The following is a 25,066-nucleotide window of genomic DNA, read 5'->3' as shown; positions in this document are numbered from 1 at the left end:
ATAATCGCGCTACGACAGACGGTCGCGCCGCTATCATGACGCCATGAAAAGCAGGTTGATTGCCACCGGAGAACGCGCGCCTGGCTGGGTCGCGCAGGGTTTTGCCGAATACCAGAAACGACTGTCGCACTGGCTGCCGCTGGAACTGGTCGAGATCGAACCCGGGCTGCGCGGCAAGGGACGCGACCCGCAGCGCGCAATCGATGACGAGGGCAAGCGCGTACTCGCCGCCATTCCCAAGAATGCGCATGTCGTCGCGCTGGAAGTCACCGGCAAGCCCTACAGCTCCGAGCAACTGGCGCAACGCCTGGAGCATTGGCGCGGGCAGGGGCGCGATTTGGCGTTCCTGATTGGCGGTCCGGAAGGGCATGCACCGGATGTACTGGCTGCGGCGCACGAAACCTGGTCGCTCAGTCCGCTGACCTTGCCGCATATGCTGGCCAGGCTGGTGGTGGCCGAGCAGGTCTATCGCGCGGCGGCGATGCTGGCCAACCATCCCTATCATCGTGCGTGACCGGCGCGCCTGACACGAACCATCCGCCGCCATGTGGCCCCTGCAAACAAACAGCCCGCCTTTCGGCGGGCTGTGTATCTGGTGTTGCCGACGCGATCGATCAGCGCAGCGCGAACGAGATCGGCACCAGGCCATAAGCCTGCACCGCAACGCCATCGCGCACCGCCGGCTTGAAGCGCCAATGCTTGAGTACATGCTGGCTGGCCGCGCGATCCAGGTTGCGGTTGCCACTGCTGGCATCCACGCTCACTTCCAGCGGCTTGCCATCCACGTCCACCAGGATGCGCAGCGTCACCGTGCCTTCGATGCCGCGGCGCTGTTCGGCGCCGGGATACGGCGGCGGCGGCGCGGTCACGTATTGCAGCTGCGAGCCGATCATTGGTGAGGTGTCGACGGGGCCGATGTCGTTGCCGGGTACGACCGACTCGATGCCTTCGCTGGCTTGCAGGGTACCGGTGTCAACAATCTGCGAGGTCTGCGGGAGCACCGTCGGCGGAATCACCGTGGGCTGCACGGTGGGCGGTTGGCTGGTGACCGGACGCAGGGGTTCAATCGGTTGCGGTGGCTGTGGCGGAATCACCGGTTTGATCGGTTGGGTCCACGGAATCCGCTCTTCCACCACCCGTTCCAGCGGCGGCGCGGCCATCGGAATCAACAGCAGCAGGAGGGCGAGCAGGTGTAGCGCGATGGCGGCGGCGAGGGCGATGACGCGGCCGAAGTCCAGGCGAGCAGGGGTACGGAAAGGGAGTGCGCGAACCATGATCCACCTCCATGAAGGGCTGTGACTGGTACAACGCGCGGTCACGTCAGGTGGGGTTGCAGACACTCCCCGTTGCGCCGCAGTTCCAGACTGTACTCGGGCGTGTGGTCCGTCAATAGGGGGTGACTAAGACGTTGGTCGGATGAAAAGTGCCGGTCGTCCTGGTCCGCAAAAAGAAACGACGCCTTGCGGCGCCGTTTCGGTCTTGCTCATCGAGCTGCGCGAAGCATCAACGACCCAGTTCGAACACCACGTCCAGGTTGACCGATAGCGTGGTTTCACCCGGCGACACCGGCGTGGACTCCTTCGCATCCATCATGCCGGCGCGCATGGCCATCATCGGCATCGGCGGGCGGAAGCCATTGCCGCCTTCGGAGATGCTGACGATCCGGCGCACCTTCAGGCCCAGCGCCTTGGCGTAGGTTTCGGCGCGGGTCTGCGCCTTCTTCAACGCAGCCAGGCGTGCTTCGTCGTAGACCGGCTCGGGCTGGTCGATTTCAAAGCTGGGACCGTTGATCTGGTTGGCGCCTACGGCGGCGAGTGCGTCCAGCACCTTGCCCAGCTTGGCGATGTCGCGGATCTTCAGATTGACGTTGTTGCTGGCCTGGTAGCCGGTGATCTTCGGTGCTTCGTTCTCGACATAGCGGTACTGCGGGTTGAGGCTGATGCCACTGGTCTGGATGTCCTTGTCGGCCACGCCGGCCGCCTTGATCGCAGCCACCACCTTGGTCATCTGCTCGGCGTTCTGGCGCAGGGCGGTGTTGCCGTCGGCGGCCTGGGTGACCACGCCGGCCGATACGGTCGCCACGTCCGGCGCGCGCGAGGCTTCGGCCTGGGCCGAGACATTGAGCAGGGTGCCGTCGGCGGGAATCGCGTAGCCGGTGGCGGCGGTCTGGGCATGGGCAGACATCGTCATGGTTCCTAGGGCCAGGGACAGGGCGAGCATCAACGGGCGAAGCGGGGAAAGGCGCATGGGTTCTCCTTGTTGCGTCCAGGTGGGTTCCAACGGGAACGAAGGGTGTTCACCTTTCAATGAACGCGTTGTGAGTCGAGTCGGGTTTCCGTGTCAGCGGCGGCGCTAAACCGGCGTTCAGCGACTGACCTCAGGTTATTCTTCCCCGATGCTGCATTTGGCTTCCCAGTCTCCCCGTCGCGCCGAACTGTTGACCCGCCTGGGGCTGGACTTCGGCCGCATCGATCTCGACCTCCCCGAGCACCGTGGTCCCGGCGAAGCGGCCGAGGAGTATGTCCGTCGTGTCGCCCGTGAAAAGGCCGGCGCCGGCCTGCTCAAGGTGATGACCGTGCCCGGCGCGGTGGTGCTGGGCGCCGACACCGAGGTGGTGCTGGATGACGAGGTCTTCGGCAAGCCGGCCGACCTGGCCGATGCCGCCGGCATGCTGCGGCGCCTTTCCGGCCGCACCCACCAGGTGATCTCGGCCGTGTCGGTGGTCAGCGCCAGCCGTGAGGCGCAGGCGGTGTCCGTGTCCGAAGTCAGCTTTGCCGTACTCAGCGAAGCCGACATCGCCGAGTACCTGGCCAGTGGCGAGGCCATGGGCAAGGCCGGCGCCTACGCCATCCAGGGCCGCGCCGAGCAGTACGTGACCCGCCTGTCCGGCAGCTACTCCGGCGTGATGGGCTTGCCCGTGCATGAAACCGCCATCCTGCTGCGCGCCTTCGGCGTGCTGCCGGCCACCTCCCCACCGTCCAGGGACTAGGGCATGTCCGAAGAAATCCTCGTCAACGTCACCCCGCGCGAAACCCGCGTGGCGGTGATCGAAAACGGCATGCTGCAGGAACTGCACATCGAGCGCGGCTGGCGTCGCGGCGTGGTCGGCAATCTTTACAAGGGCAAAGTGCAGCGGGTGATGCCCGGCATGCAGGCCGCGTTCGTGGAAGTGGGCCTGGATCGTGCCGCCTTCCTGCACGCCAATGACATCGTCCGCCCGGCCACTGTCGCCAACGGCGAGGGCGACGAAGCGCCACTGCCGCCCGCACCGTCGGTGCCGATCATGGATCTGCTGCGCGACGGACAGGACGTGGTGGTGCAGGTGGTCAAGGATCCGATTGGCAGCAAGGGCGCCCGGCTGACCACCCAGATCAGCATTCCGTCGCGCTACCTGGTGTTGCTGCCGCAGTCGCGCGTGGTCGGCGTGTCCGCACGCATCGAGGACGAAGCCGAACGCCAGCGCCTGAAGTCGCTGGTCACCGATCTGGCCGCCAGCCACGGCGGCCACGGCTACATCATCCGCACCAACGCCGAAGGCCAGCCGGCCGAGGCCCTGGCTGAAGACATCGCCTATCTGGCACGGGTGTGGACGCTGGTGGAACAGCGCAGCAAGGAATCGCCGGTAGGCGCCTGCATCTACGAAGACCTGACCCTGCCGCTGCGCGCGGTGCGCGACCTGATGCGCCGCGACGTGGAAAAGGTGCGGGTGGATTCGCGCGAGACCAGCGAGCGCCTGCAGGCCTTCGCCGCCAAGTACATGCCGGTGCTGGCCGAGCGCATCGAGCACTACGCCGGTGAGCGTCCCATTTTTGATTTGTACGGCGTGGAAGACGAAATCGGCCGCGCGCTGGACAAGGAAGTGCCGCTCAAGTCCGGCGGCTATCTGGTCATCGACCAGACCGAGGCGATGACCACGATCGACGTCAACACCGGATCGTTCCTGGGCCAGCGCAACCTGGAAGAAACCGTCTACCGCACCAACCTGGAAGCGGCGCAAGCGGTGGCGCGGCAGCTGCGCCTGCGCAACCTGGGCGGGATCATCATCATCGACTTCATCGACATGGATGATCCCGAGCATCGCCGCCAGGTGCTGCGCACCCTGGAAAAATCGCTGGCGCGCGATCACGCCAAGACCACGGTCTACGAATTCTCGCCGCTGGGCCTGGTCGAAATGACCCGCAAGCGCACGGTGGAAAGCCTGGAACGCCAGCTGTCCGAACCCTGCCCGGAGTGCAGCGGCCGCGGCAGCATCAAGACCGCCGAAACCGTCACCTACGAAATCTTCCGCGAGATCACCCGCGCCGTGCGCCAGTTCGAGGCAGCGCGGCTGCTGGTGATCGCTTCGCCCAAGGTGGTGACCCGCATCACCGACGAGGAATCGCAGGCGGTGGCCGAACTGGAAGAGTTCCTCGGCAAGTCGATCCGCTTCCAGGCCGACGAGCAGTACCTGCAGGAACAGTTCGACGTGGTACTGCTTTGAAGCGCGAGGCATTCCCCCTTTTCCGCCACCGATCCACGGCCGACTGATTCATGCCCACTCCTCTCCGCCGCCGCCTGCGTCTGGCCCGCCGGGGTGCCGTTTACGGCATCGCGATCGTGCTGGTGTGCATGGCCGTGGTGCTGGGCATCGCCAGCCAGGTCTTGCCGCTGGTGGAGCGCCACCCGGACAAGGTGGCGGCCTGGTTGAGTGAACGTGCGGGTCGTCCGATCGCCTTCGACGCCGTTGAAACCCAGTGGACGCGGCGCGGACCGCTGCTGCAGCTGGATGGCCTGCGCATCGGCGAAGGCGAGGGCGTGCGGATTGGCCAGGCCGAGGTGCTGGTGTCGATGTACGGTGGGCTGCTGCCGGGGCATTCCTTCACCGAGCTGCGCCTGCGTGGCCTGTCGCTGACCTTGCAGCGCGCCGACGATGGCGTGTGGTCGGTGCGCGGCCTGCCGGGCCAGCAGACCGGCGGGGATCCGCTGGCCAGCCTGGAAGGCTTGGGCGAGTTGCAGATCATCGATGGCCGGGTGGCGCTGGAAGCGCCGTCGCTGGGCCTGCAATTCAACGTCCCCGATGTGGATCTGCGCTTGCGCGTGGATGGCGATCGCGTGCGTGCCGGCGCACGCGCGCGCATGCGCCGTGATGCGGCGCCGCTGCAATTGAGCGTGGACTTCGACCGCAAGCATGGCGATGGCCACGCCTACGCCAACGTGGAAGCCGCGGATTTCTCGGCCTGGTCGCCATTGCTTCGCTATGCTGGCGTCGTGCTGGAAGGCGGCAATGGGCGCCTGCAGAGTTGGGCATCGCTGCATCGGCACCGCGTGGTGATGATGACCACCGAAGCGCAGCTGCGGGCGCTGACCCTGCGCGGCGCGCCCTTGCTCGACGGCGGCGCCGTGCCCAAGGTCGCGTTCGGACAGGTCGATGGTCGCGTGCGTTGGCGGCTGGTGCGCGATGGCTGGCGCTTCGACGCGCCGCAACTGCGCGTGGGCCATGGCACGAAACAGCAGAGCCTGGACGGCCTGATGATTGCCGGCGGTCGCCGCTACGGCATGTTGGCCCGACAAGTCGATGCCGCGCCGTTGTTTGCCGTGCTCGGCTTGAGTGATCGCCTGCAGCCGGGCATGCGCAGTTGGTTGGCGAAGGCGCGTCCGCAGGCGCGCCTGGCGGAACTGGAAGTGGTCGGCAGCCAGAATGGCGGCATGAGCGGCCAGGGTCGTGTACTGGAAGTCGGTTTTGCCGCGGTGGGCCATGCCCCGGGCATGAGCGGCCTGGCCGGTCGTTTTCTGGGCGACAGCGAAGGCGTGCGCCTGCAGCTGGATGCGGCTTCCAAGCTGCGCTTCGACTGGCCGAGTGGCTTCGGCGTGGTCCACGACGTGACTCTGGACGGGCAGATTGTCGGTTGGCGCGAAGGCGCGGGCTGGCGCGTGGGCACCACCGCACTGCGCGTACGCGGCAAGGATTACGGCGCGCACGTGCGCGGCGGCATGTGGTTCCAGAACGACGGCACGCGGCCGTGGATCAACCTGGCGGCCGAACTCGATGAAGCACCGGTACCGGTTGCCAAGGGCTTCTGGATTCACCAGAGCATGCCCAAGGCCGCAGTGGACTGGTTGAACACGGCGCTGGTGTCCGGGTTTGTACGCAATGGCCGCGCCATCGTGTCCGGCGATCTGGATGACTGGCCGTTCGAGCAGCACGACGGTCGCTTCGAAGCGGTGGCCGACATTGTCGATGGCCAGATCAAGTTCCAGCCCGAATGGCCGGCCATGGATCACGTCGACGCCCACGTGGCGTTCATCGCCAACGGCTTCGAACTGCGCGGACGCGGCGCGTTGGCGGGCGTGCCCATCGAGCATTTCGAAGCCGGCATTGCCGACTTCGGTGATTCCAACCTGCGGGTGGATGCGCGCAGCCAGACCGATGCCGGCAAGCTGCTGGCGATGCTGCGGCAAAGTCCGTTGCACAAGAGCTACGGCGAGACCCTGGACAACCTGCAGGCCAGCGGCGCCACCCGCGCACGTTTCCATCTGTTGCAGCCATTGAAGCGCGATTCGCCGACCCCGCGCGAACTCGATGGCGAGATTGAACTGACCGCGACCAAGCTCGCTGACAAGCGCTGGAACCTGGCGTTCTCCGATGTCGGCGGCGCCGTGCGCTACAACGGCGAGGGCTTTGTCGCCGATGGCCTGAAGGTGATCCACCAGACCCAGCCGGGCACGCTGTCGCTGCGTGCCGGTGGCGGTACGCGCGATCGTGCGCAAGCCTTCGAGGCCGAACTGAGTGCACGCCTGGATGCAAAGGAATTGCTGGATCGCGCGCCGGAGATGGCCTGGCTCAAGCCCTACATCGACGGGCGATCCGACTGGAACATCGGCGTGACCATTCCGCGCGGCGCGACCGGCAACAGCGTGACCCAGCTGCAACTACGCTCGCAGCTGGTCGGCACCACGCTCACCTTGCCCGCGCCGCTGGACAAGCCGGCCTTCGCCGCCTTGCCGACCACGGTCAAGACCGCGCTGCCATTGGGCGGTGGTCAGATTGAAGTGGCTTTCGGCCAGCGCCTGGCCCTGCGCGCGCGCGCCAGCGGCGATGTCACCGGCGTGCGCGTGGTGCTGGGCAGTGACAGCGTGACCGAAGCGCCGCCAGCGTCCGGGCTGATCGCCACCGGCCGCGCGCGCAGCCTGGACGCGATGGACTGGATTGCGCTGGCACGCGGCGGCAGTGGCGACAGCAAGTTGCCGCTGCGGCATGTCGATGTCAGCGCGGATCGTCTGTTGCTGCTGGGCGGTGTGTTCCCGGCCACCCGCGTGCAACTCGCGCCCGCGTCCAACGCCCTGGCCATTACCCTGGAAGGCCAGAGTCTGGCCGGTGGCCTGCTGGTGCCGGACGCGCGGGGTGCGGCGATTGCCGGACGCCTGTCGCGCCTGCACTGGCGCAGTGCGACAGCGGCAGCAAACAGCGCGAAACCTGCCACGCCGCCGCTGGCGCCGGCTGGCGCGGCGCGTGCCGGCGCGGTGGCCGATGCACGCGCCGATGCCGACGCCATCAATCCCGCCGACATCCCGCCGCTGCAACTGGACGTGGATGATCTGCGCTTTGGCGAGGCCAGCCTGGGCAGTGCGCGGCTGCGCACGCGCAACCTGCCGACCGGCATGCAGATTGAACAATTGCAGCTGCGTTCGCCGGAGCAGACCATCGATATCGCCGGCACCTGGCTGGGGCAGGGCGCGCGTGCGCGCACCCAGTTGGACCTGCGGGTGGAGAGCCAGGACTTCGGCAAGCTGATGGACAACGTGGGCTATGCCGGACGGATGCGCGGCGGCCACGGTCACCTGCAGGCCAATGCCGGTTGGGCGGGCAGCCCGGCGGCGTTCTCGCTGAGTGCACTGGAAGGCCAGGCCAGCGTGGACGCCCGCGATGGCCATCTGCTCGAAGTCGAGCCTGGCGCGGGTCGCGTGCTGGGCCTGCTCAGCGTGGCCGAACTGCGGCGGCGGTTGATGCTGGATTTCAGCGACTTCTTCTCCAAGGGCTTCGCCTTCAACCAGATGGAAGGTTCGATGCGGCTGGGCAATGGCCTGGCGCATACCGACAACCTGGTGATCGACGGACCCGCCGCGGAAATCCGCATCCGCGGCGACACCGACCTGCGCGCGCAGCAGTTCGACCAGACCGTGGACGTGCTGCCGAAATCGGCCAATGTGCTGACCGCGGTCGGCGCGGTGGCCGGTGGCCCGATTGGCGCCGCCGTCGGCGCGGTGGCCAATGCGGTGCTCAAGAAGCCGCTCAGCGCGATGGGCGCCAAGACCTACCGGGTGACCGGCCCCTGGAAGGATCCCAAAGTGGAAGTGCTCAGCCGCGAGCAGTCCCGCCTGGCCACGCCTGCGTCCCGCCACCAGGCCGGATTGCCCTGAGCCCACGCCTGTCGGCGCGCCTCGTGTGCGTCATGCCCGTGGCAACGCCGTTGCGCCCGCTCCGGCTTGCTTTGTCCCCCTCCAGACCCCAGTTTGTAGCCCATGACGACCTCTCTCTCGCTTGCCGAACACCGCCTCCTCCTGCCGGCCGGCCTCGATCCGCACAGCCTGGACCGCACCTTCGGTACCTTGCTCGGCCCCGGCATCGACTTTGGCGACCTGTATTTCCAGCACACCCGCCGCGAGAGCTGGACGGTGGAGGACGGCATCGTCAAGGACGGTGCGCATTCCATCGAACAGGGCGTGGGCGTGCGGGCGATTGCCGGCGAGAAGACCGGCTTTGCCTATTCCGATGACATCCACGCGCAGGCGCTGATGGAAGCCGCGCGTTCGGCGCGCGCCATCGCCCGCGACGGCGCCGCGCACAAGCCGCTCGCGCTCAACCGCAGCAGCGGCCGCGCGCTGTATGCCTCGGCGGATCCGATCGATGCGATGGACAACACCGCCAAGGTCGAAGCACTGCGCGCGCTGGATCGCTATGTGCGTGCGGCCGACCCGCGCGTGCAACAGGTGACGGTCAGCCTCACCGGTGGCCTGGACACCGTGCTGGTGGCGCGCAGTGACGGCGTGCTGGCCAGCGACGTGCGCCCGCTGGTGCGCTTGAATGTGCAGGTGATTGTCGAACAGGGCGGTCGCCGCGAATCCGGTTATGCCGGCATGGGCGGCCGCTACGACTACGCCGAACTGTTTGCCGGCGGCAAACCCGAAGACCTGGCGCGCGAAGCGCTGCGCCAGGCGCTGGTCAACCTGGACGCCATCGATGCGCCGGCCGGGGTGATGCCGGTGGTGCTGGGCAGTGGCTGGCCGGGCGTTTTGCTGCACGAAGCGGTGGGCCACGGCCTTGAAGGCGACTTCAACCGCAAGGGCACCAGCGTTTACGCCGGTCGCATGGGCGAGCGTGTCGCTTCCCCGGGCGTGACCATCGTCGATGACGGCACGCTGCCGGGCCGTCGCGGCTCACTCAACATCGATGACGAAGGCACGCCGACCCACTGCACCACCTTGATCGAAGACGGCGTGCTGGTGGGCTACATGCAGGACACGCTCAACGCGCGCCTGATGGGCATGGCCCCCACCGGCAATGGTCGCCGCGAGTCGTTCGCGCACCTGCCGATGCCGCGCATGACCAATACCTACATGCTGGCCGGCCAGCATGATCCCGAAGAAATGATCCGCTCGGTCAAGAAGGGCCTGTACGCGGTCAATTTCGGCGGTGGCCAGGTCGACATCACCAGCGGCAAATACGTGTTCTCGGCCACCGAGGCGTATCTGATCGAAGACGGCCGCATCACCGCGCCGGTCAAGGGCGCCACGTTGATCGGCAACGGACCGGAGACCATGCAGAAGGTCAAGATGATCGGCCACGACCTGGCGCTGGACGCCGGCGTGGGCGTGTGTGGCAAGGATGGCCAGAGCGTGCCGGTGGGCGTGGGCCAGCCGTCGCTGTTGATTGAAGGGCTGACGGTGGGTGGTACCAAGGCGGCGTGACGCGCCGGCTGTCCCTATGTCTGCGACCCACCGGATGTCGGGACTGAAGTCCCTCCTACAGCGGATGCAAGTGTGGGAGGCGAGGCTGTTGTGGGAGGCACTTCAGTGCCGACGAAGCGGCTCAGGCCTCGTCGTCCTGATCATCCCCGGCCTCGGCCGGATCAACCAACAGTTCGCGCAGCTCGCGGAAGATTTCGCGATATGCATGCGGCGGTTTGTTCTTCGCTTTCTCGTCAGCGGCGTTGCGCACCAGCTGGCGCAGCTTCTGCCGGTCCGCCTGCGGATATTCTTCCAGCAGCGCGGTCAGCGCCGTATCACCTTCATCGAGCAGGCGATCACGCCAGTGCTCGGCACGGTGGAGCAGGGCGGTTTCGCGGCGGGCGGCATCGCCACCCGCGGACATCGCGTCGCGGATCGCTTCCAGCGTTTCGTCGCTTTCGCGCCGCATCTGCTTGGCCAGGAACTGCAGCTGGCGCTTGTGCGCGATGTGCGAGGTGATCCGCTGGGTTTCCACGATGTGCGGCATCAGGTCTTCCGGGATCGGCAACTTGGCCAGCTTGGCCGCGCTCAGCGCCACCAGTTGTTCGGCCAGGCTGCGCACTTCCAGCGCGTCTTCGCGCTGCTGGCTGCGGCTGGGGCTATAAAATTCACCGGTTTCGGGATCGCGTCCGCGCATCTTCGTTCTCGTCGTTCATTTTGGAAGCCGGATGATCCGCGCTTCCCGCACAGCACAAGGATAAGCCATTGAACAGCATCTCCACGTCCACGGCCGATGACAGCCTGGTCCGCCTGGAAAACCTGGCCGGCATTTCGCAGCGCCTGCTGGAACTGGCCCGCGCGCGTGGCGCCAGCTCGGCCGAGGTCAGCTGCAGCGAGGAGCGCGGCCTGAACGTCAATGTGCGCATGGGTGAAGTCGAGACCGTTGAATCCAACCGTGATCGCGGCATCGGCGTGACGGTGTACTTCGGCCAGCGCAAGGGCAGCGCCAGCACCGCGGACCTGCGCGAGGAGAGCCTGGAATCCACGGTCGAGCAGGCCTGCGCCATCGCCCGCTACACCGAGGACGACGAAGCCGCCGGCCTGGCCGATGCCGATCGCATGGCCACCGACACGCGCGAATTTGATCAATGGCATCCGTGGACGCTGGATGCCGATGCGTTCGTGGATCTGGCGCTGGCGTGCGAAACCGCGGGCCGCGATGCCGACGCGCGCATCGAGAATTCCGACGGCGCCTCGGTCGGCAGCGCGGAAAGCCTGTCGGTGTATGCCAATTCGCATGGTTTCATCGGCCGCGAGCGCAGCACCCAGCACACGCTGGGGTGCGCGTTGATCGCCGGTCGTGGCGATGGCATGCAGCGCGACGGCTGGTACACCACCGCCCTGATGGCCAATGCGCTGCAGGCGCCGGATGCGGTCGGCCGTGAAGCCGCCGAGCGCACGGTGGCGCGCCTGCAACCGCGCAGCCTGCCCACCGGCGAGTACCCGGTGATGTACAGCGCCGAGATGGCGCGCTCGCTGATCGGTCACCTGTTGGGCGCGGTGTCCGGCTCGGCGTTGTATCGCAAGGCGAGCTTCCTGCTGGATTCGGTGGGCCAGCCGCTGTTCCCGGACTGGTTCTCCATCGAGGAGCAGCCGTTCCTGCAGCGCGGCTGGCGATCGGCGGCCTTCGATGCAGAAGGCGTGGCCACGCGTGAGTCGCCGCTGGTGAGCCAGGGCGTGCTGCAGCGTTACTTGTTGGGCAGTTACTCGGCACGCAAGCTGGGCCTGCAGAGCACCGGCAATGCCGGCGGCGTGCACAACCTGCAGGTATCCTCCAACGCGGGTGGATTCCGGGAGTTGCTGGCGAGCATGGGGCGTGGCCTGCTGATCACCGAGTTGATGGGGCAGGGAGTCAATGCGGTCACCGGCGACTACTCGCGCGGTGCGGCGGGTTTCTGGATCGAGGATGGCGCAGTGGCCTATCCGGTAGACGGGATTACGGTCGCCGGCAACCTGCGGCAGATGTTCAGCGCCATCGAGGCGGTGGGCAGCGACATCGACCCCCGCTCGCACGTGGCCTGCGGCTCGATCCTGATTGGCCGGATGACCGTTGCCGGCGCCGAATGACGTTCAGTATTGACAGTTGTCTGGTGCGGCACTGAAAGTGTGCCGTCAGACGTACCCGCACCCCTCACCGTCAACCACGCAGGAATGGAACCCCAAGCATGAGCGAGTTCGAGAACGCCACCACCCCGCCGCCGCCGCCGACCACGGGCGGATCGACCCAGGAAGATCGCACCATGGCCTTGGTTGCGCATCTGCTTGGCATCCTCACCAGCTTCATTGGTCCGCTGGTCATCTGGCTGATCAACAAGGACAAGAACCCGAACTCGTTCGTGGTGGATCAGTCCAAGGAAGCGCTGAACTTCCAGATCACGCTGGTGATTGTGTACATCATCGGCATCATCCTGTCGGTCATCCTGATTGGCGCGCTGATCAACCTGCTGGCCTGGCTGGCCTGCATCATTTTCAGCATTGTTGGCGCAGTCAAGGCCAACAGCGGCGAAGCCTACCGCTACCCGTTCGCGCTGCGCCTGATCAAATAAAAAGCGGGCTCCCCGGAGCCCGCTGTCGTAGGAGGGCCTTGACCAGACATACGTCTGTTGAAAGCAAGCCCGAAAAAAAGGGCCCGCAAAGCGGGCCCTTTTTTCTGTCTCCGACTCCGCGCCATCCCGCGCACGCTCAATGCGATCGCAACACCGCCAACTCCCCCAGCGCGCGCAACGCATCGGCATCGGCGCCGAACGGCGACAGCGCCTGCGCCATCACCTGACGTTGTTCGGCCAGGCGGGCCTTGGCCCCTTCCATGCCCAGCAAGGCCGGATACGTCGACTTGGCCTGCGCCACGTCCTTGCCGGCGGTCTTGCCCAACTGTTCCGAGCTGGCTTCCACGTCCAGGATGTCGTCGCGAATCTGGAAGGCCAGGCCCAGCGCGGCGGCAAACCGGTCCAGGCGTTCCAGCGTGGCGCCTTCGGCGCCGCCGGCCAGGGCACCCAGGCGCACCGAGGCGCGAATCAGCGCGCCGGTCTTCCAGGCATGCATGCGCGCCAGCTCGTCCAGGCTTTGTTCGCGGCCGGTGGCGTCGATGTCCAGCGCCTGGCCGCCGCACATGCCGGCCACGCCCGACGCGTGCGCCAGCGTCTGCACCCAGGCCAGCCGCACCTGGGCGCTCGCCCCATCCTGCGCCAGCACCTCGAAGGCGCGCGTCTGCAGGGCATCGCCGGCCAGGATGGCCGTGGCCTCGTCAAAGGCCACATGCACGGTGGGGCGACCACGACGCAGATCGTCATCGTCCATCGCCGGCAGATCATCGTGGACCAGCGAGTAGGCATGGATCAGTTCGACCGCCGCCGCCGGTGCATCCAGTTCTTCGGCTTCCACGCCCAGCACGGCGCCACCGGCATAGACCAGCAAGGGGCGGATGCGCTTGCCGCCGCCGAGCACCGCATGGCGCATGGCGGCATGCAGGCGTTGCGGCGCCTGCCCGGCGCCGGGCAGGCTGCGCTCCAGCATGGCTTCGACCCGGCCGACCCATGCGGCAAACACCGGGGCCTGCGCGTGGGTGGGCGAGTCGGCCGACACCTGCGCCGGCGACTCAGTGGCCATCGTTCAATGGGGCAAACGGTTCGGCACTGTCGGGCTGGGCGGGATCACTGAGCAGGCGCACGCGCAGCTCGGCCTGTTCCAGCGCGCTCTGGCACTGGCGATACAGGCCCACGCCGCGCTCGTAGGCGGCCAGCGATTCTTCCAGGCTCAGGTCGCCGTGTTCCATGCGATCGACCAGCTTTTCCAGCTCGTCCAGCGACTGTTCGAAGTTCGCCACCGGAGTGGCTTCGGTTGTGGATTTCTTGGCCATGGGGAAAGTGTGCGGAGCCGTGCCGGCCAGGTCAAACGGATTCCTGTCGGGGCCGGCGCCAGCGCAGTTCGGCGGCGTGCTCGCGCAGCCAGTTGTCCAGCCGCGCCGACAGCAGCAGATCGCCGGCCGCCAGCAACTCGCCATCGGCATCCCAGAGCAGCGGCAAGCGGCGACGTTCCCAGGGCGGGATGGCGAATTCCTGCAGCAGCTTCTTCAGTGCGTGCGTATGCCCACGGCCGGGCAGGCGCAGGCGCTCGCCGCCCTGGCGCGCGGTGATGCGGATGGGGTGGCGCCAAGGTTCGGTCGAGACCAGCGCCAATTCATCGCCCGTCGGCAGCGTGGCGATCTCGTGGCTGTCCCAGCTCACCTGCCAGTCACCGGGCAAGGCCGCGGCCTCCCGTTCGACATGCAACAGGTCGCGCCAGCGGCGCAACACGGTTCCCTGCCAGCGGAACTCGGCTTCGCCATCGGATGCGCCGATCAGCAGGTCGGCCTCGACATGCCGGACGCCCTGCGCGGGCAATGCCGGCAGATCCAGCGACGCCAACCAGGCGCGCAACACGCGGGCGCGGCGCTCCCGTGGCAGGTCCAGCAGCGCCGGCACCGACAGCGCCTGCGGATCCAGTGTGCCGACCAGCGCGAGCGCAAGCGCGTCTTCCTGCGCCAGCAGGCGCGTGCTTTCCGCAGACAGCGCGGCACTGCGTGCAAAGGCGGTGTCGGCCTGCGGCCAGCGTTCGCGCAGCAAGGGCATGACCCGATGACGCAGGAAATTGCGATCCAGATCGGTGTCCGCGTTGCTCGCGTCTTCGATCCACTGCAGACCATGCGCGCGGGCATACGCCAGCAACTCCGGGCGCGGGGTGGCGAGCAGGGGGCGCCAATGCCAACCGCCCTGGAAGCGACGCCAGGGCGACATCGCCGCCAGTCCCTCGCTGCCGGAGGCGCGCAGGGCGCGCAGCAGGAAGGTTTCGGCCTGATCGTCCTGGTGGTGCGCGGTGATCAGTACGCCATCGGTGGGCAGCTGCGTAGCCAGCGCGGCGTAACGGGCCTGGCGTGCAGCCGCTTCCACGCCCATGCCGCTGTCGCGGGCCACCTGCACCTGGAGGACCTGCAGCGGCACATCCCAGTCGCCGCACTGGCGCTGGCAATGCGCCGTCCATTCGTCCGCCGCCATCTGCAAGCCGTGATGCACATGCACGGCGGACAGGCCGCGCGCGCGCCAGCGCGGATCGTGCGCCAGGGCATGTAACAACGCGCTCGAATCCAGGCCACCGCTGTAGGCCACCAGCAGCGGTCCGGCGCCGGCATCGGGCAGGGGCGGCAGGGTCAGCATGGCGAGCAGTCTAGGGCCTGCGCGCCCCCGCTGCTCAGCGCACGGCGTTGAGGATGACGATGAAGCCCGAGATCCAGCAGACGCTGACGAACAAGGCCAGTACCCAGTTCTGGTTGACCCCGCGCTTGTGCCAGCGCAGGCGGTTGTAGATCAGCGCCACGATCAGCGGCACGACAAACAGCAGCAGCGGCAACCACCACCACGGGTGCATGAGATCCATGAGCCTTCCCCGGCATGCCGGCAGTGGCCGGCAAGTGCATCGTAGTCCCGTGCCGCCATGGAGGTACGCGACCTGCGGTCGCAGGGGCAGCTGCGGTCAGCAGGAATCGGGTTCGTGCTGACCGGGATGTGCTGTTTGCGACTCAGGCGGCTTCGTACGCGCCGTAGCCGCGCAGGCGCTCGTAGCGACGCTCCAGCAGCTCGTCGACCGGCAGCTGTTCCAGCGCATCCAGCTCGTTGAGCAGCACGGCCTTCAGGCGCGTGGCCATCTGCCGCGGGTTGCGGTGCGCGCCGCCAATCGGTTCGCGGATGACCTTGTCGACCAGGCCCAGCGAATGCAGGCGCTTGGCGGTCAAGCCCAGTTGTTCGGCGGCGTCCTTGGCCTTGTCGGCCGACTTCCACAGGATCGAAGCGCAGCCCTCCGGCGAGATCACCGAGTAGGTGCTGTACTCCAGCATGATCGTGCGATCACCCACGCCCACCGCCAGCGCGCCGCCGGAACCGCCTTCGCCGATCACCGTGCAGATGATCGGAATCTTCAACTCGGCCATTTCCAGCAGGTTGCGGGCGATGGCCTCGGACTGGCCGCGTTCTTCCGCGCCCACGCCGGGATAGGCGCCGGGGGTGTCGATGAAGGTGAGCAGCGGCAGCTTGAAGCGCTCGGCCAGCTTCATCAGGCGCAGCGCCTTGCGATAGCCCTCGGGGCGGGGCATGCCGAAGTTGCGGGCAATCTTGCTCTTGGTGTCGCGGCCCTTCTGGTGACCGATGATCACCACGGCGCGGCCATCGATGCGGCCCAGGCCGCCGACAATCGCCTTGTCGTCGGCAAAGGCACGGTCGCCGGCCAGTTCCTGGAATTCGTCGCAGAACACCCGGATGTAGTCCAGCGTGTACGGGCGGGCCGGGTGGCGCGCCAGCTGCGAGACCTGCCAGGGGCTGAGGTCGCGGAAGATCTGGGCGGTGCGGATGCGCAGCTTGTCCTGCAGCGCATGGACTTCGGCGTCCACGTTCACCGCCGGACCGGTGCTGGCATTGCGCAGCTCCTGGATCTTGGATTCCAGGTCGGCGATGGGTTGTTCGAAATCCAGGTAGTTCGGGTTCATCAGCGGGCCGTGGGCCGGAAAGCGGGGAGTTTACCCCGGTCGGCCGTTCCATACCGAGAGGGATGGCACCAGGCTGGTGCTTAGCCGCCCGTGGCCCAGGGGCGACCCAGGGCCAGCTTGACCGCGCGCACGCCCGGCGTGGCGCGCAATGTGTCCAGCAGCTCGGCATCCACCCGGACCGACATGGCGCCGTTGAGGTCGAGCATGCCGGCCGTGGCGCGCTCGCCAGAGGGCAGCACCAGGTCCAGCCGCAGCGGCGTACCGCCCGGGCGATGGCGCTGCAGCAGGGCGTCCACGCGCGACCAGGCGCCGCGCTCGCGCAGGTCGATGCGCAGCGACAGCCGCTGCGCCTGCTGCGCGCACAGCTGCGCATAGTCCCAGCACTGGCGGATGCGCAGGCTGTAGCCGCCATTGAATTCGTCTTCGCGCAGGCCGCCCTTGACGATCAGGATGCGATCGCGGGTCAGCAGCGGGCCAATCTCGGCGGCGGCATCGGAGAACACGCTGCACTCGATGCGACCGCGGCCGTCTTCCAGTTGCACGAACATCTGGCTGTCGCCTTTGCGGCGCACGCCCACCACCTGGCCGGCCACCACCGCGCTGACTTCCGGGCGCCAGCCCTTCTTTTCGCCGGCCGGCTGCTGGCTCCAGATCTTGTCCAGGTCGCCGAGATCGCTGCCCACCACCGAACGCAGATCCTCGCGATAGGGATCCATCGGGTGGCCGCTGAGGTAATGGCCCAGGGTTTCGCGCTCGCCGGTGAGGACCTGCGACAGCGGCCACTCGTCCACCTCCGGCAGCACCACTTCCAGCGCCGGCGCGGCCGCACCCCCGCCGAACAGCGAGTTCTGTCCGGCGGCGCGTTCCTTGGCCAGCTGGTCGGTCGCCTTCATCACTTCCGGCAACTGCAGCATCAGCGAGGCGCGATTGCGGCCCAGCGCATCCAGCGCGCCGGCATTGACCATCGCTTCCAGCGCGCGCCGGTTGAGCTTGGTCGAATCGACGCGCTTGCAGAAGTCGAGCAGGTTGGCGTATTCGCCGCCCTGCAGGCGCTCGGCGACGATGCCTTCGCACAGGCCCTGGCCGACGCCCTTGATCGCGCCGAGACCGTAGCGGATCGTGCGCGGATCAGTAGCCTCGAACATGTAGGCCGAATGGTTGATTTCCGGCGGCAGCACGGTCAGGCCCAGGCCGCGCGCTTCATCCAGGAAACCCACGACCTTTTCGGTGTTGTCCATGTCCGAGGACATCACCGCGGCCATGAACTCGGCCGGATAGTGGCACTTGAGCCACGCCGTCTGGTAGCTGACCAGCGCGTAGGCGGCGGCGTGCGACTTGTTGAAGCCGTAGCCGGCGAACTTTTCCATCAGGTCGAAGATGGAGTCGGCCTTGGCTTCGCTGACCCCGTCCTTGCCCGCACCCTCGCGGAAAATCTCGCGGTGCTTGGCCATTTCCGCCGGCACCTTCTTGCCCATCGCACGGCGCAACAGATCCGCGCCGCCCAGCGAGTAGCCGCCGACGATCTGCGCCATCTGCATGACCTGCTCCTGGTACACCATGATGCCGTAGGTGTCTTTCAGGATGCGTTCGACGCGGGGATCCGGGTACTCCACTTCCTCGCGGCCGTGCTTGCGGTCGACGAAGGAAGGAATCAGATCCATCGGGCCGGGGCGGTACAGCGAAACCAGCGCGATCAGATCTTCGAAGCGGTCAGGCTTGGCGTCCTTCAACAGCCGGCGCATGCCCGAGGATTCGAACTGGAACACCGCGCCTGTATTGCCCGAAGCGAAGATGGTCTTGTAGGTCTTGGCGTCGTCCAGCGGCAGCGTGGCGATATCCACCGGCGGCACGCCCGCGCGCGCATGGCGCACGTTGATGGCCTTGACCGCCCAGTCGATGATGGTCAGCGTGCGCAGGCCGAGGAAGTCGAACTTGACCAGGCCGATCGCTTCCACGTCGTCCTTGTCGAACTGGGTGACCGGCGATTTGCCGCGGCCGCCTTCGTCATGTTCGGCGTACAGCGGGCAGAAGTCCGACAGCGGCGAGGGCGAGATGACCACGCCGCCGGCATGCTTGCCGGCATTGCGGGTCAGGTCTTCGAGCTGGCGCGCCAGATCGATCAGATCGCGTACGTCGTCTTCGCTGTTGTAGCGTTCAATCAGTTCCTGCGAGGCCATCTCGCTGTTGCCTTCGCCCATCGCGTCCTTGAGGCTCACGCCCAGGATGTTGGGAATCAGCTTGGCGACGCTGTCGACCAGGCCGTAGGGAAAGCCCAGCACGCGGCCGGAGTCGCGCACCACCGCCTTGGCCGCCATGGTGCCGTAGGTGATGATCTGGCTGACCCGATCACGGCCGTACTTGCGCGCCACGTATTCGATGACTTCATCGCGGCGATCCATGCAGAAGTCGATGTCGAAGTCGGGCATCGACACGCGTTCGGGGTTGAGGAAGCGCTCGAACAGCAGGCCGTACGGCAGCGGATCCAGATCGGTGATCTGCAACGCCCAGGCGACCAGCGAGCCGGCGCCGGAACCACGGCCCGGACCGATCGGAATGCCGTGGTTCTTTCCCCACTGGATGAAGTCGGCCACGATCAGGAAGTAGCCGGGGAAGCCCATCTTGATGATGGTGTCCAGCTCGAAATCCAGGCGGCTGATGTAGTCCTGGCGCGTATGGTTGGGCGCGAGCGGCAGCTTCTCCAGGCGCTGTTCCAGGCCGGCATGGGCCTGGCTGCGGATCCAGCTGTCCAGCGTTTCGTCGGCCGGCACCGGATAGGCCGGCAACGCGTACTCGCCCAGCTTCAATTCGATGTTGCAGCGCTGCGCCAGTGCGAGGGTATTGTCGATCGCATCGGGCACGTCGGCGAACAACTCGGCCATCTGATCGGCCGACTTGAGGTATTGCTCGGCGCTGTACTCGCGCGGACGCTTGGGATCGTCGAGCACGCGCCCGGAGGCGATGCATACGCGTGCCTCGTGCGCGTCGAAGTCGTCCGGCGCCAGGAAGCGCACGTCATTGCTGGCGATCACCGGCAGGCCGCGCGCACTGGCCGCGTGCAGGGCGAAAGCATTGAACGCTTCTTCGCCATCGCGCTGGGTGCGGGTCAGTTCCAGGTGCAGGTCCTGGCCAAAGCTGCGCTGCCAGTCGGCCAGATGCTGTTCGGCCAGATCATGACGACCAGTCTGCGCCAGACGGCCGGCCAGGCTCTGCCGCCCCATCAAGGCGAACAGACCGTGGTGGCCTTGGCGCAACCACTGCGGATCAATGGCCACGCCGTCGGTGCGGTGGCCCTCCATCCAGGCGCGCGTGAGCAGGCGCGACAACGACAGATAGCCGTCGCGATCGCGGCACAACAGGGTGACCGGCCAGGGCGCTTCGCCGCCTTCGGCGACCAGCACATCGGCGCCGGCGATGGGTTTGACGCCCACGCCTTCGGCGGCCTTGTAGAACTTGACCAGGGCAAACAGGTTGTTGCGGTCAGTGACCGCCAGCGCCGGCATCCGCAGCTCGACCGCGCGACTCAGCAGATTGGCCTGCTTGGCCTTTTTCGGGTCGGCCTGATCCGGTTTCTCGGGCACGCGGATGATGGAATCCGCCAACGAGAACTCGGTGTGCAGGTGGAGATGAACGAAGCGCGAGGACATGCCGGCTCGGAAGACTGTCGGAGCAGGTTACCGGCGGGGTCCGGATGGGGCAAGGCTTGACAGTCTGGCCCACCCGGCAGAGCCAGGCAGGCCAGGCCTCGGGCGCGATCAATGCACGCGGAAGAAGTCGACAGGCGGCGGGGCGTAACTGGCGTCACGCACGTGGCGCTGGTGTTCGCGCAGGGCCAGTTCGTTGGCGTCCAGGTGCTGCTCGATGGCAGCCGGGTCGGGCTTGGGCGCCGGGGCAGGGGGCAGGTCGGGACCTGCCGCTTCATCGCGGTAGGTGGCTGTGTTGTGCAGGGGCAGGTTCATGTCGTTTCTCGCAGACCGTCGGGGGCCGGTGGGCGTGGCGGGAGCATCCATGCAGGAATGCAAACCTCCATTGCCTTGGATGCATGTGCAGCTTGCACGGTTGCACGCGATCACCGCGAATGGCGGAAGTCGCCATGACCAAGGACAGGGGAACCTGTTCATCGGATGAAAGGAGATGCAGCGCTGCAACGATCGCAACAAAGCGGGCCGCACGTGACCGACTGTCAGCGCGTGCGCGGCGTGTTTGCCTTGCGTTTAGTTCAGACGAGCGAGCTTGCTTCGTCGTGTTCGACGTCGCTGCCGCCCTGCAGCCCCAGCGCCACGCGCACGGGGGCAAAACTGCGGCGGTGATGTTCGCAGGGACCGTGTTGCATCAGCGCGGACAAATGCTCCGGCGTGGAGTAACCCTTGTGTCGCGCAAAGCCGTACTCGGGAAAATGCGCGTGCATCTCCACCATCGCGCGATCGCGCGCCACCTTGGCCAGGATGGAGGCAGCCATGATGGCGCGATCCAGGCGATCACCACCGACCAGCGCCTCGGCGGCGCAGGACATGCGCGCTGGAATGCGATTGCCGTCGATGCGCGCCAGCTCGGCAGCCGGCGTGAGCGCCGCCACCGCGCGACGCATGCCTTCCATGGTGGCGTGGAAGATGTTGAGTCGATCGATTTCCTCGCGGTCCACGAACTCAATCCGCCAGGCGATGGCGCGCTCGATGATCCGCGGATACAGCTTCTCGCGATCGGCTTCGCTCAGTTGCTTGGAGTCGTTGAGGCCGTTGATTCGCCGCTTGGGATCCAGGATCACCGCCGCCACCGTGACCGGCCCGGCCAGCGGACCCCGCCCGGCCTCATCCACGCCCGCAACGAGGCGGAACACGGGGGCGGGGAACAGGGAGTCGGACGGCGGCATGACGGGGCGATTGTAAGGCAGCGGCGCGGCGGGCAAGGCGCGCCGCGCGGGATTCATTGCGCGGGGGCAATCAATTCGGCCACCGCGTCGGCCGCGCGCGCGGACGCATCCTGGCGCAATTGCTCATGCAGATGCTGGTATTTGGGCATCAGCGCGGCCACGTCTTCCGGCGAACGGAACCAGTGCAGCAGTGCGCGCGCCAGGTTGTCGGCCGTGCACTGGTCCTGCATCAGTTCTGGCGCCAGATCCTCGCCGGCCAGCACGTTGGGCAGCGCGTAGCGATCCACCTTGAGCAGGCCCAGCGCCTTGACGATGCGATAGGTCAGCGGCGCCACCTTGTAGCCCACCACCATCGGTTGCTTGGCCAGCATCGCCTCCAGCGTGGCGGTGCCCGAAGCCAGCAGCACGCTGTCGGCTGCGTAGAGCGCAGTACGCGCCTGACCATCGAGCAGGTGCAGGCCCGGCACGTCCAGGCCCGGCTGCTGCAACCACTGCTGCAAGGCCTGCCGGCAGGCGGCGTTGGCGGCCGGCACCAGCACCTGCAGGCCCGGGATCTGTTCGCTCACCAGCCGCGCGGCGCGCAGGAAATCGGGGGCCAGGCGCTGGATCTCGCCCAGGCGACTGCCAGGCAGCACCGCCAGCACCGGCGCCACGTGATCCAGGCCCAGCGCGGTGCGAGCGGCCAGGCGATTCGGGTGCAGTGGCATGTCGTCGGCCATCGGATGACCGACGAAACGCGCGTCGACGCCGTGGCGCGCATAAATCGCCGGTTCCATCGGGAACAGGCAGAGCACGCGATCCGCGCTGTGGCCGATCTTCTCGGCGCGCTTTTCGCGCCAGGCCCAGACCGAGGGGCTGACGTAGTGCACCGTGCGTATGCCGCGCTGCTTGAACCAGCGCTCCACGCCCAGATTGAAATCCGGCGCGTCGATGCCGACAAACACGTCCGGTTGCCAGGCCAGCACACGCTGGCGGAAATCGCGGCGCAGCCGCAGCAGGCGCGGCAGGTGGCGCAGGACTTCGGCCAGGCCCATCACCGCCAGTTCGCTGGCATCGAACCAGGTCTGGCAGCCGGCGGCGCGCATGCCGTCACCTCCGATGCCGGCAAACTCCGCGTGCGGAAACCGCTCGCGCAGCGCCGTGATCAGCCCGGCGCCCAGGCCATCGCCGGACGCCTCGCCGGCCACCAGGGCAATGCGCAGCCGGGTCGGGGCGGGCACGGCGTCGCGGGTCATCAGCGCAGCAGCGGCCGTTCGCCACCCTCGATGAAATCGAGCAGTGCGCGCACATCGTCGCTGGTCCTGGCCTGTTCGGCCAACTGCAGCTTGGCCTCGGCCAGCGGCAGGCCGGCCACGTACAGGGTGCGGTAGGCGCGCTTGATCGCGGTGATGCGCTCGCTGTCGAAACCGCGCCGCTTCAGGCCTTCGCTGTTGATGCCGCGCGGCCGGCCGTGGGCTTCGGTGCCGACCATGGTGTAGGGCGGCACGTCGCCATTGACCAGCGCGCCCATGCCGATGAAGGCGTGCGCGCCGATGCGGCAGAACTGATGGGCGCCGGAAAAGCCGCTCATGATCACGTAGTCGCCGACGGTGACGTGGCCGGCCAGCGTGGAGTTGTTGGAGAACACGCACTGGTTGCCGATGTCGCAGTCATGCGCGACATGGGTGTACGCCAGCAGCAGGTTGTCATTGCCGATGCGGGTGACGCTGGTGCCGGTGACGGTACCGCGATTGATGGTGACGAACTCGCGGATGGTATTGCGGTCGCCGATGATCAGTTCGGTGCGCTCACCGGCGAACTTCTTGTCCTGCGGGTCACCGCCCGCCGCCACGTGGCCGACGAAATGGTTGTCGCGGCCGATGCGCGTGGGGCCGGTGATGGAGCAGTGCGGGCCGATGATGCTGCCCTCGCCGATTTCCACCTCGGCGCCGATCACGCAGAACGGACCGACGCGGACGTTGTCGCCCAGGCGGGCGCCCGGATCGATGACGGCGCTGGGGTGGATGAGCGGATTCATTGCACGGTCTCGGCGCACAGCACTTCACAGCTGGCCACTTCATTGCCGGCCACCTTGGCCACGCAGTTGTACAGGGTCATGTTGCGGATCACGCGCTTGATGTCCACGTGCAGTTCCAGCACGTCGCCGGGCACGACCATGCGCGAGAAGCGCACATTGTCGACCTTGACCAGGTAGAACAGGCGATCGCTGCCGGACAGCCCGCGCGAGAGCTGGGTCAGCACGCCGCCGGCCTGGGCCAGCGCTTCCACCACCAGCACGCCGGGCATCACCGGATGGCCGGGGAAGTGGCCCTGGAAGAACGGCTCGTTGATGGTGACGTTCTTGATGCCGACCACGCGCTTGTGCGGTTCCAGCTCGACGATGCGATCGACCAGCAGGAAGGGATAGCGGTGCGGCAGCAGTTTCTGGATGGTGACGACGTCGATCGGCAGCTTCACTTCAGTTTCTGTTTCGGTCATTTTCATTCCTTGTCCGCGGCCAGCACACGGCGTGCCAGTGCGTCGAGTTGCTTGAAGCGCGCGGCGTTCTTGCGCCACGTGCGGTTGTCGGTGAGCGGCGTGCCGGAGGAGTACTCGCCCGGCTCGCGGATGGAACTGGTGACCAGCGACATGGCGGTCACCACCACGCGGTCGCAGATTTCCAGGTGGCCGAGCACGCCGGCGGCGCCGCCAATCAGGCAGTAGCGGCCAATGCGCGCGCTGCCCGCGGCGGCGCTGCAGCCGGCCATGGCGGTGTGGGCGCCGATGTGGACGTTGTGGCCAATCTGGATCTGGTTGTCCAGGCGGACGTCGTCTTCGAGCACGGTGTCGTCGAGGGCGCCTCGATCGATGGTGGTGTTGGCGCCGATTTCGCAATCGTTGCCGACCACCACGCCGCCCAGTTGCGGCACCTTGATCCAGTGGCCGGCGTCCATGGCCAGGCCGAAGCCGTCCGCACCCAATACCGCGCCCGCATGGATCAGCACGCGCTGGCCGAGCCGCACGCGTACCACCAGCGTCACCCGCGCGACCAGTTCGCAACCGGCACCCACCACGCAGTGGTCGCCAATCACGCAATGCGGGCCAATGATGGCGCCATCGCCAATGACGGTGTCAGCGCCGATGCTGACAAACGGGCCGATATGCGCCGACGGCGCAATCCGCGCGCTGGGATCGATCACCGCGCTGGCATGGATGCCGGGCGGGCGCGCCGGCTGGTGTTCAAACAGCGCGGCAATCTTGGCGAACGCCGCATAGGGATCCTTGGCCACCAGGGTGGTGCCCTGCGCGTCGTCGGCATCCTCGGCTCGCAGGACCACCACACTGGCGGCCGAATCGGCCAATTGTGAGCGGTAGCGCGAGTTGGCTAGGAAGGCCAGCTGGCCGGCGCTGGCCCGGGCCAGGGTGCCCACGCCTTCCACGCGCACCTGGCCGTCACCGCGCAACTCGAGCGCATAGCGCCCGGCCAGGTCGGCGGCTGTGAAGGAAGTGACTGTCATGGCGCAATTGTAGCGCCATGGCCCGTGGGGCCTGCATCACAAGGCAGCGCGAGGGGGCGACTTCGGCCCTTCCACACGGAGGGTCGTGGCCCCGATCAGGTCCGTATGGAGGTTCTGCCGGAGCCCGAGCTGCGAAAGCCGCGTTACCCGAGGGCGCAAAAGAAAACGGCCATGGCGCAGACAACGCCATGGCCGTTCCGGTTTGCC

General features: G+C 67.1%; 22 protein-coding genes. 7 read left to right on the top strand and 15 right to left on the bottom strand.

Annotated elements, in window-relative coordinates; translation table 11 throughout:
- The first annotated feature begins 43 nt into the window (after nucleotides 1-43).
- Nucleotides 44-514 carry a 23S rRNA (pseudouridine(1915)-N(3))-methyltransferase RlmH gene (rlmH, locus tag B5X78_RS03075; protein WP_079722997.1) on the top strand — a complete coding sequence of 157 codons (471 nt, stop codon included), beginning with the start codon at nucleotides 44-46 and terminating at the stop codon, nucleotides 512-514.
- A 100-nt stretch (nucleotides 515-614) separates the two neighbouring features.
- Here rlmH and B5X78_RS03070 read toward each other — a convergent pair whose 3' ends face one another.
- Both B5X78_RS03070 and B5X78_RS03065 read right to left on the bottom strand, forming a co-directional pair.
- Nucleotides 615-1,274 carry an energy transducer TonB gene (locus B5X78_RS03070; protein WP_079722996.1) on the bottom strand — a complete coding sequence of 220 codons (660 nt, stop codon included), beginning with the start codon at nucleotides 1,272-1,274 and terminating at the stop codon, nucleotides 615-617.
- Between the two features lie 229 nt (nucleotides 1,275-1,503).
- Nucleotides 1,504-2,247, bottom strand: coding sequence for an SIMPL domain-containing protein (locus B5X78_RS03065; protein WP_079722995.1), 744 nt, complete (start codon nucleotides 2,245-2,247; stop codon nucleotides 1,504-1,506).
- Nucleotides 2,248-2,395: 148 nt separating this feature from the next.
- Here B5X78_RS03065 and B5X78_RS03060 point away from each other — a divergent pair, with 148 nt between their 5' ends.
- The 4 genes from B5X78_RS03060 to tldD all read left to right on the top strand — a co-directional run bounded on the left by B5X78_RS03060 (nucleotide 2,396) and on the right by tldD (nucleotide 9,945).
- Nucleotides 2,396-2,989 (top strand): Maf family protein, encoded by a 594-nt coding sequence (locus B5X78_RS03060; protein WP_079722994.1) that lies wholly within the window; start codon nucleotides 2,396-2,398, stop codon nucleotides 2,987-2,989.
- A 3-nt stretch (nucleotides 2,990-2,992) separates the two neighbouring features.
- Nucleotides 2,993-4,480 (top strand): ribonuclease G, encoded by a 1,488-nt coding sequence (gene rng, locus B5X78_RS03055; RefSeq protein WP_079722993.1) that lies wholly within the window; start codon nucleotides 2,993-2,995, stop codon nucleotides 4,478-4,480.
- A gap of 50 nt (nucleotides 4,481-4,530) precedes the next feature.
- The gene (locus B5X78_RS03050) at nucleotides 4,531-8,397 is read left to right on the top strand and encodes a YhdP family protein (protein WP_079722992.1); all 3,867 of its coding nucleotides are present in this window, start codon (nucleotides 4,531-4,533) and stop codon (nucleotides 8,395-8,397) included.
- A 102-nt stretch (nucleotides 8,398-8,499) separates the two neighbouring features.
- On the top strand, nucleotides 8,500-9,945 hold the full coding sequence (tldD, locus tag B5X78_RS03045; protein WP_079722991.1) for a metalloprotease TldD: 1,446 nt from the start codon (nucleotides 8,500-8,502) through the stop codon (nucleotides 9,943-9,945).
- 121 nt (nucleotides 9,946-10,066) lie between these two features.
- Here tldD and yjgA read toward each other — a convergent pair whose 3' ends face one another.
- Nucleotides 10,067-10,621, bottom strand: coding sequence for a ribosome biogenesis factor YjgA (yjgA, locus tag B5X78_RS03040; RefSeq protein WP_079722990.1), 555 nt, complete (start codon nucleotides 10,619-10,621; stop codon nucleotides 10,067-10,069).
- 68 nt (nucleotides 10,622-10,689) lie between these two features.
- Between yjgA and pmbA the strand changes: the two genes are divergently transcribed.
- Together pmbA and B5X78_RS03030 are read left to right on the top strand one after the other, a co-directional pair.
- Nucleotides 10,690-12,051 (top strand): metalloprotease PmbA, encoded by a 1,362-nt coding sequence (gene pmbA / locus B5X78_RS03035; RefSeq protein WP_079722989.1) that lies wholly within the window; start codon nucleotides 10,690-10,692, stop codon nucleotides 12,049-12,051.
- Nucleotides 12,052-12,149: 98 nt separating this feature from the next.
- Nucleotides 12,150-12,530 carry a DUF4870 domain-containing protein gene (locus tag B5X78_RS03030; protein ID WP_079722988.1) on the top strand — a complete coding sequence of 127 codons (381 nt, stop codon included), beginning with the start codon at nucleotides 12,150-12,152 and terminating at the stop codon, nucleotides 12,528-12,530.
- A 136-nt stretch (nucleotides 12,531-12,666) separates the two neighbouring features.
- Here B5X78_RS03030 and B5X78_RS03025 read toward each other — a convergent pair whose 3' ends face one another.
- From B5X78_RS03025 to lpxD, 12 genes are all read right to left on the bottom strand, one after another.
- Nucleotides 12,667-13,590 (bottom strand): polyprenyl synthetase family protein, encoded by a 924-nt coding sequence (locus B5X78_RS03025; RefSeq protein WP_079722987.1) that lies wholly within the window; start codon nucleotides 13,588-13,590, stop codon nucleotides 12,667-12,669.
- Nucleotides 13,580-13,840 carry an exodeoxyribonuclease VII small subunit gene (locus B5X78_RS03020; RefSeq protein ID WP_079722986.1) on the bottom strand — a complete coding sequence of 87 codons (261 nt, stop codon included), beginning with the start codon at nucleotides 13,838-13,840 and terminating at the stop codon, nucleotides 13,580-13,582. Before B5X78_RS03020 ends, B5X78_RS03025 begins: the two co-directional genes overlap by 11 nt.
- A 31-nt stretch (nucleotides 13,841-13,871) precedes the next feature.
- On the bottom strand, nucleotides 13,872-15,173 hold the full coding sequence (gene tilS / locus B5X78_RS03015) for a tRNA lysidine(34) synthetase TilS (RefSeq protein ID WP_079722985.1): 1,302 nt from the start codon (nucleotides 15,171-15,173) through the stop codon (nucleotides 13,872-13,874).
- A 34-nt stretch (nucleotides 15,174-15,207) separates the two neighbouring features.
- Nucleotides 15,208-15,393: a hypothetical protein gene (locus B5X78_RS03010; RefSeq protein ID WP_079722984.1), complete on the bottom strand. Its 186-nt coding sequence runs from the start codon at nucleotides 15,391-15,393 to the stop codon at nucleotides 15,208-15,210.
- A 142-nt stretch (nucleotides 15,394-15,535) separates the two neighbouring features.
- Nucleotides 15,536-16,495 (bottom strand): acetyl-CoA carboxylase carboxyltransferase subunit alpha, encoded by a 960-nt coding sequence (locus tag B5X78_RS03005; protein ID WP_079722983.1) that lies wholly within the window; start codon nucleotides 16,493-16,495, stop codon nucleotides 15,536-15,538.
- Between the two features lie 80 nt (nucleotides 16,496-16,575).
- Nucleotides 16,576-20,139 (bottom strand): DNA polymerase III subunit alpha, encoded by a 3,564-nt coding sequence (gene dnaE, locus B5X78_RS03000; protein ID WP_079722982.1) that lies wholly within the window; start codon nucleotides 20,137-20,139, stop codon nucleotides 16,576-16,578.
- A gap of 108 nt (nucleotides 20,140-20,247) precedes the next feature.
- Nucleotides 20,248-20,451 (bottom strand): hypothetical protein, encoded by a 204-nt coding sequence (locus B5X78_RS02995; RefSeq protein WP_079722981.1) that lies wholly within the window; start codon nucleotides 20,449-20,451, stop codon nucleotides 20,248-20,250.
- 260 nt (nucleotides 20,452-20,711) lie between these two features.
- Nucleotides 20,712-21,362, bottom strand: coding sequence for a ribonuclease HII (gene rnhB / locus B5X78_RS02990; protein WP_079724404.1), 651 nt, complete (start codon nucleotides 21,360-21,362; stop codon nucleotides 20,712-20,714).
- 53 nt (nucleotides 21,363-21,415) lie between these two features.
- A complete protein-coding gene (gene lpxB / locus B5X78_RS02985) occupies nucleotides 21,416-22,597 on the bottom strand; it encodes a lipid-A-disaccharide synthase (RefSeq protein ID WP_079722980.1) in 1,182 nt (393 codons plus the stop codon).
- Nucleotides 22,597-23,379 (bottom strand): acyl-ACP--UDP-N-acetylglucosamine O-acyltransferase, encoded by a 783-nt coding sequence (gene lpxA, locus B5X78_RS02980; RefSeq protein ID WP_079722979.1) that lies wholly within the window; start codon nucleotides 23,377-23,379, stop codon nucleotides 22,597-22,599. Before lpxA ends, lpxB begins: the two co-directional genes overlap by 1 nt.
- Nucleotides 23,376-23,840 carry a 3-hydroxyacyl-ACP dehydratase FabZ gene (fabZ, locus tag B5X78_RS02975; RefSeq protein WP_079722978.1) on the bottom strand — a complete coding sequence of 155 codons (465 nt, stop codon included), beginning with the start codon at nucleotides 23,838-23,840 and terminating at the stop codon, nucleotides 23,376-23,378. Before fabZ ends, lpxA begins: the two co-directional genes overlap by 4 nt.
- 2 nt (nucleotides 23,841-23,842) lie before the next feature.
- Nucleotides 23,843-24,859 carry a UDP-3-O-(3-hydroxymyristoyl)glucosamine N-acyltransferase gene (lpxD, locus tag B5X78_RS02970; protein WP_079722977.1) on the bottom strand — a complete coding sequence of 339 codons (1,017 nt, stop codon included), beginning with the start codon at nucleotides 24,857-24,859 and terminating at the stop codon, nucleotides 23,843-23,845.
- Nucleotides 24,860-25,066 lie beyond the last annotated feature (207 nt).

Source organism: Pseudoxanthomonas indica (assembly GCF_900167565.1).
In the GTDB taxonomy this organism is placed as follows: Bacteria; Pseudomonadota; Gammaproteobacteria; order Xanthomonadales; family Xanthomonadaceae; genus Pseudoxanthomonas_A; species Pseudoxanthomonas_A indica.
This window is presented reverse-complemented; position numbering and strand designations above follow the sequence as displayed.

What these genes read in the sequence shown, in the direction of transcription:
- rlmH (WP_079722997.1), top strand. Translation starts at nt 44, where the DNA reads ATGAAAAGCAGGTTGATTGCCACCGGAGAACGCGCGCCTGGCTGGGTC.
- B5X78_RS03070 (WP_079722996.1), bottom strand. Translation starts at nt 1,274, where the DNA reads ATGGTTCGCGCACTCCCTTTCCGTACCCCTGCTCGCCTGGACTTCGGC.
- B5X78_RS03065 (WP_079722995.1), bottom strand. Translation starts at nt 2,247, where the DNA reads ATGCGCCTTTCCCCGCTTCGCCCGTTGATGCTCGCCCTGTCCCTGGCC.
- B5X78_RS03060 (WP_079722994.1), top strand. Translation starts at nt 2,396, where the DNA reads ATGCTGCATTTGGCTTCCCAGTCTCCCCGTCGCGCCGAACTGTTGACC.
- rng (WP_079722993.1), top strand. Translation starts at nt 2,993, where the DNA reads ATGTCCGAAGAAATCCTCGTCAACGTCACCCCGCGCGAAACCCGCGTG.
- B5X78_RS03050 (WP_079722992.1), top strand. Translation starts at nt 4,531, where the DNA reads ATGCCCACTCCTCTCCGCCGCCGCCTGCGTCTGGCCCGCCGGGGTGCC.
- tldD (WP_079722991.1), top strand. Translation starts at nt 8,500, where the DNA reads ATGACGACCTCTCTCTCGCTTGCCGAACACCGCCTCCTCCTGCCGGCC.
- yjgA (WP_079722990.1), bottom strand. Translation starts at nt 10,621, where the DNA reads ATGCGCGGACGCGATCCCGAAACCGGTGAATTTTATAGCCCCAGCCGC.
- B5X78_RS03030 (WP_079722988.1), top strand. Translation starts at nt 12,150, where the DNA reads ATGAGCGAGTTCGAGAACGCCACCACCCCGCCGCCGCCGCCGACCACG.
- B5X78_RS03025 (WP_079722987.1), bottom strand. Translation starts at nt 13,590, where the DNA reads ATGGCCACTGAGTCGCCGGCGCAGGTGTCGGCCGACTCGCCCACCCAC.
- B5X78_RS03020 (WP_079722986.1), bottom strand. Translation starts at nt 13,840, where the DNA reads ATGGCCAAGAAATCCACAACCGAAGCCACTCCGGTGGCGAACTTCGAA.
- tilS (WP_079722985.1), bottom strand. Translation starts at nt 15,173, where the DNA reads ATGCTGACCCTGCCGCCCCTGCCCGATGCCGGCGCCGGACCGCTGCTG.
- B5X78_RS03010 (WP_079722984.1), bottom strand. Translation starts at nt 15,393, where the DNA reads ATGGATCTCATGCACCCGTGGTGGTGGTTGCCGCTGCTGCTGTTTGTC.
- B5X78_RS03005 (WP_079722983.1), bottom strand. Translation starts at nt 16,495, where the DNA reads ATGAACCCGAACTACCTGGATTTCGAACAACCCATCGCCGACCTGGAA.
- dnaE (WP_079722982.1), bottom strand. Translation starts at nt 20,139, where the DNA reads ATGTCCTCGCGCTTCGTTCATCTCCACCTGCACACCGAGTTCTCGTTG.
- B5X78_RS02995 (WP_079722981.1), bottom strand. Translation starts at nt 20,451, where the DNA reads ATGAACCTGCCCCTGCACAACACAGCCACCTACCGCGATGAAGCGGCA.
- rnhB (WP_079724404.1), bottom strand. Translation starts at nt 21,362, where the DNA reads ATGCCGCCGTCCGACTCCCTGTTCCCCGCCCCCGTGTTCCGCCTCGTT.
- lpxB (WP_079722980.1), bottom strand. Translation starts at nt 22,597, where the DNA reads ATGACCCGCGACGCCGTGCCCGCCCCGACCCGGCTGCGCATTGCCCTG.
- lpxA (WP_079722979.1), bottom strand. Translation starts at nt 23,379, where the DNA reads ATGAATCCGCTCATCCACCCCAGCGCCGTCATCGATCCGGGCGCCCGC.
- fabZ (WP_079722978.1), bottom strand. Translation starts at nt 23,840, where the DNA reads ATGACCGAAACAGAAACTGAAGTGAAGCTGCCGATCGACGTCGTCACC.
- lpxD (WP_079722977.1), bottom strand. Translation starts at nt 24,859, where the DNA reads ATGACAGTCACTTCCTTCACAGCCGCCGACCTGGCCGGGCGCTATGCG.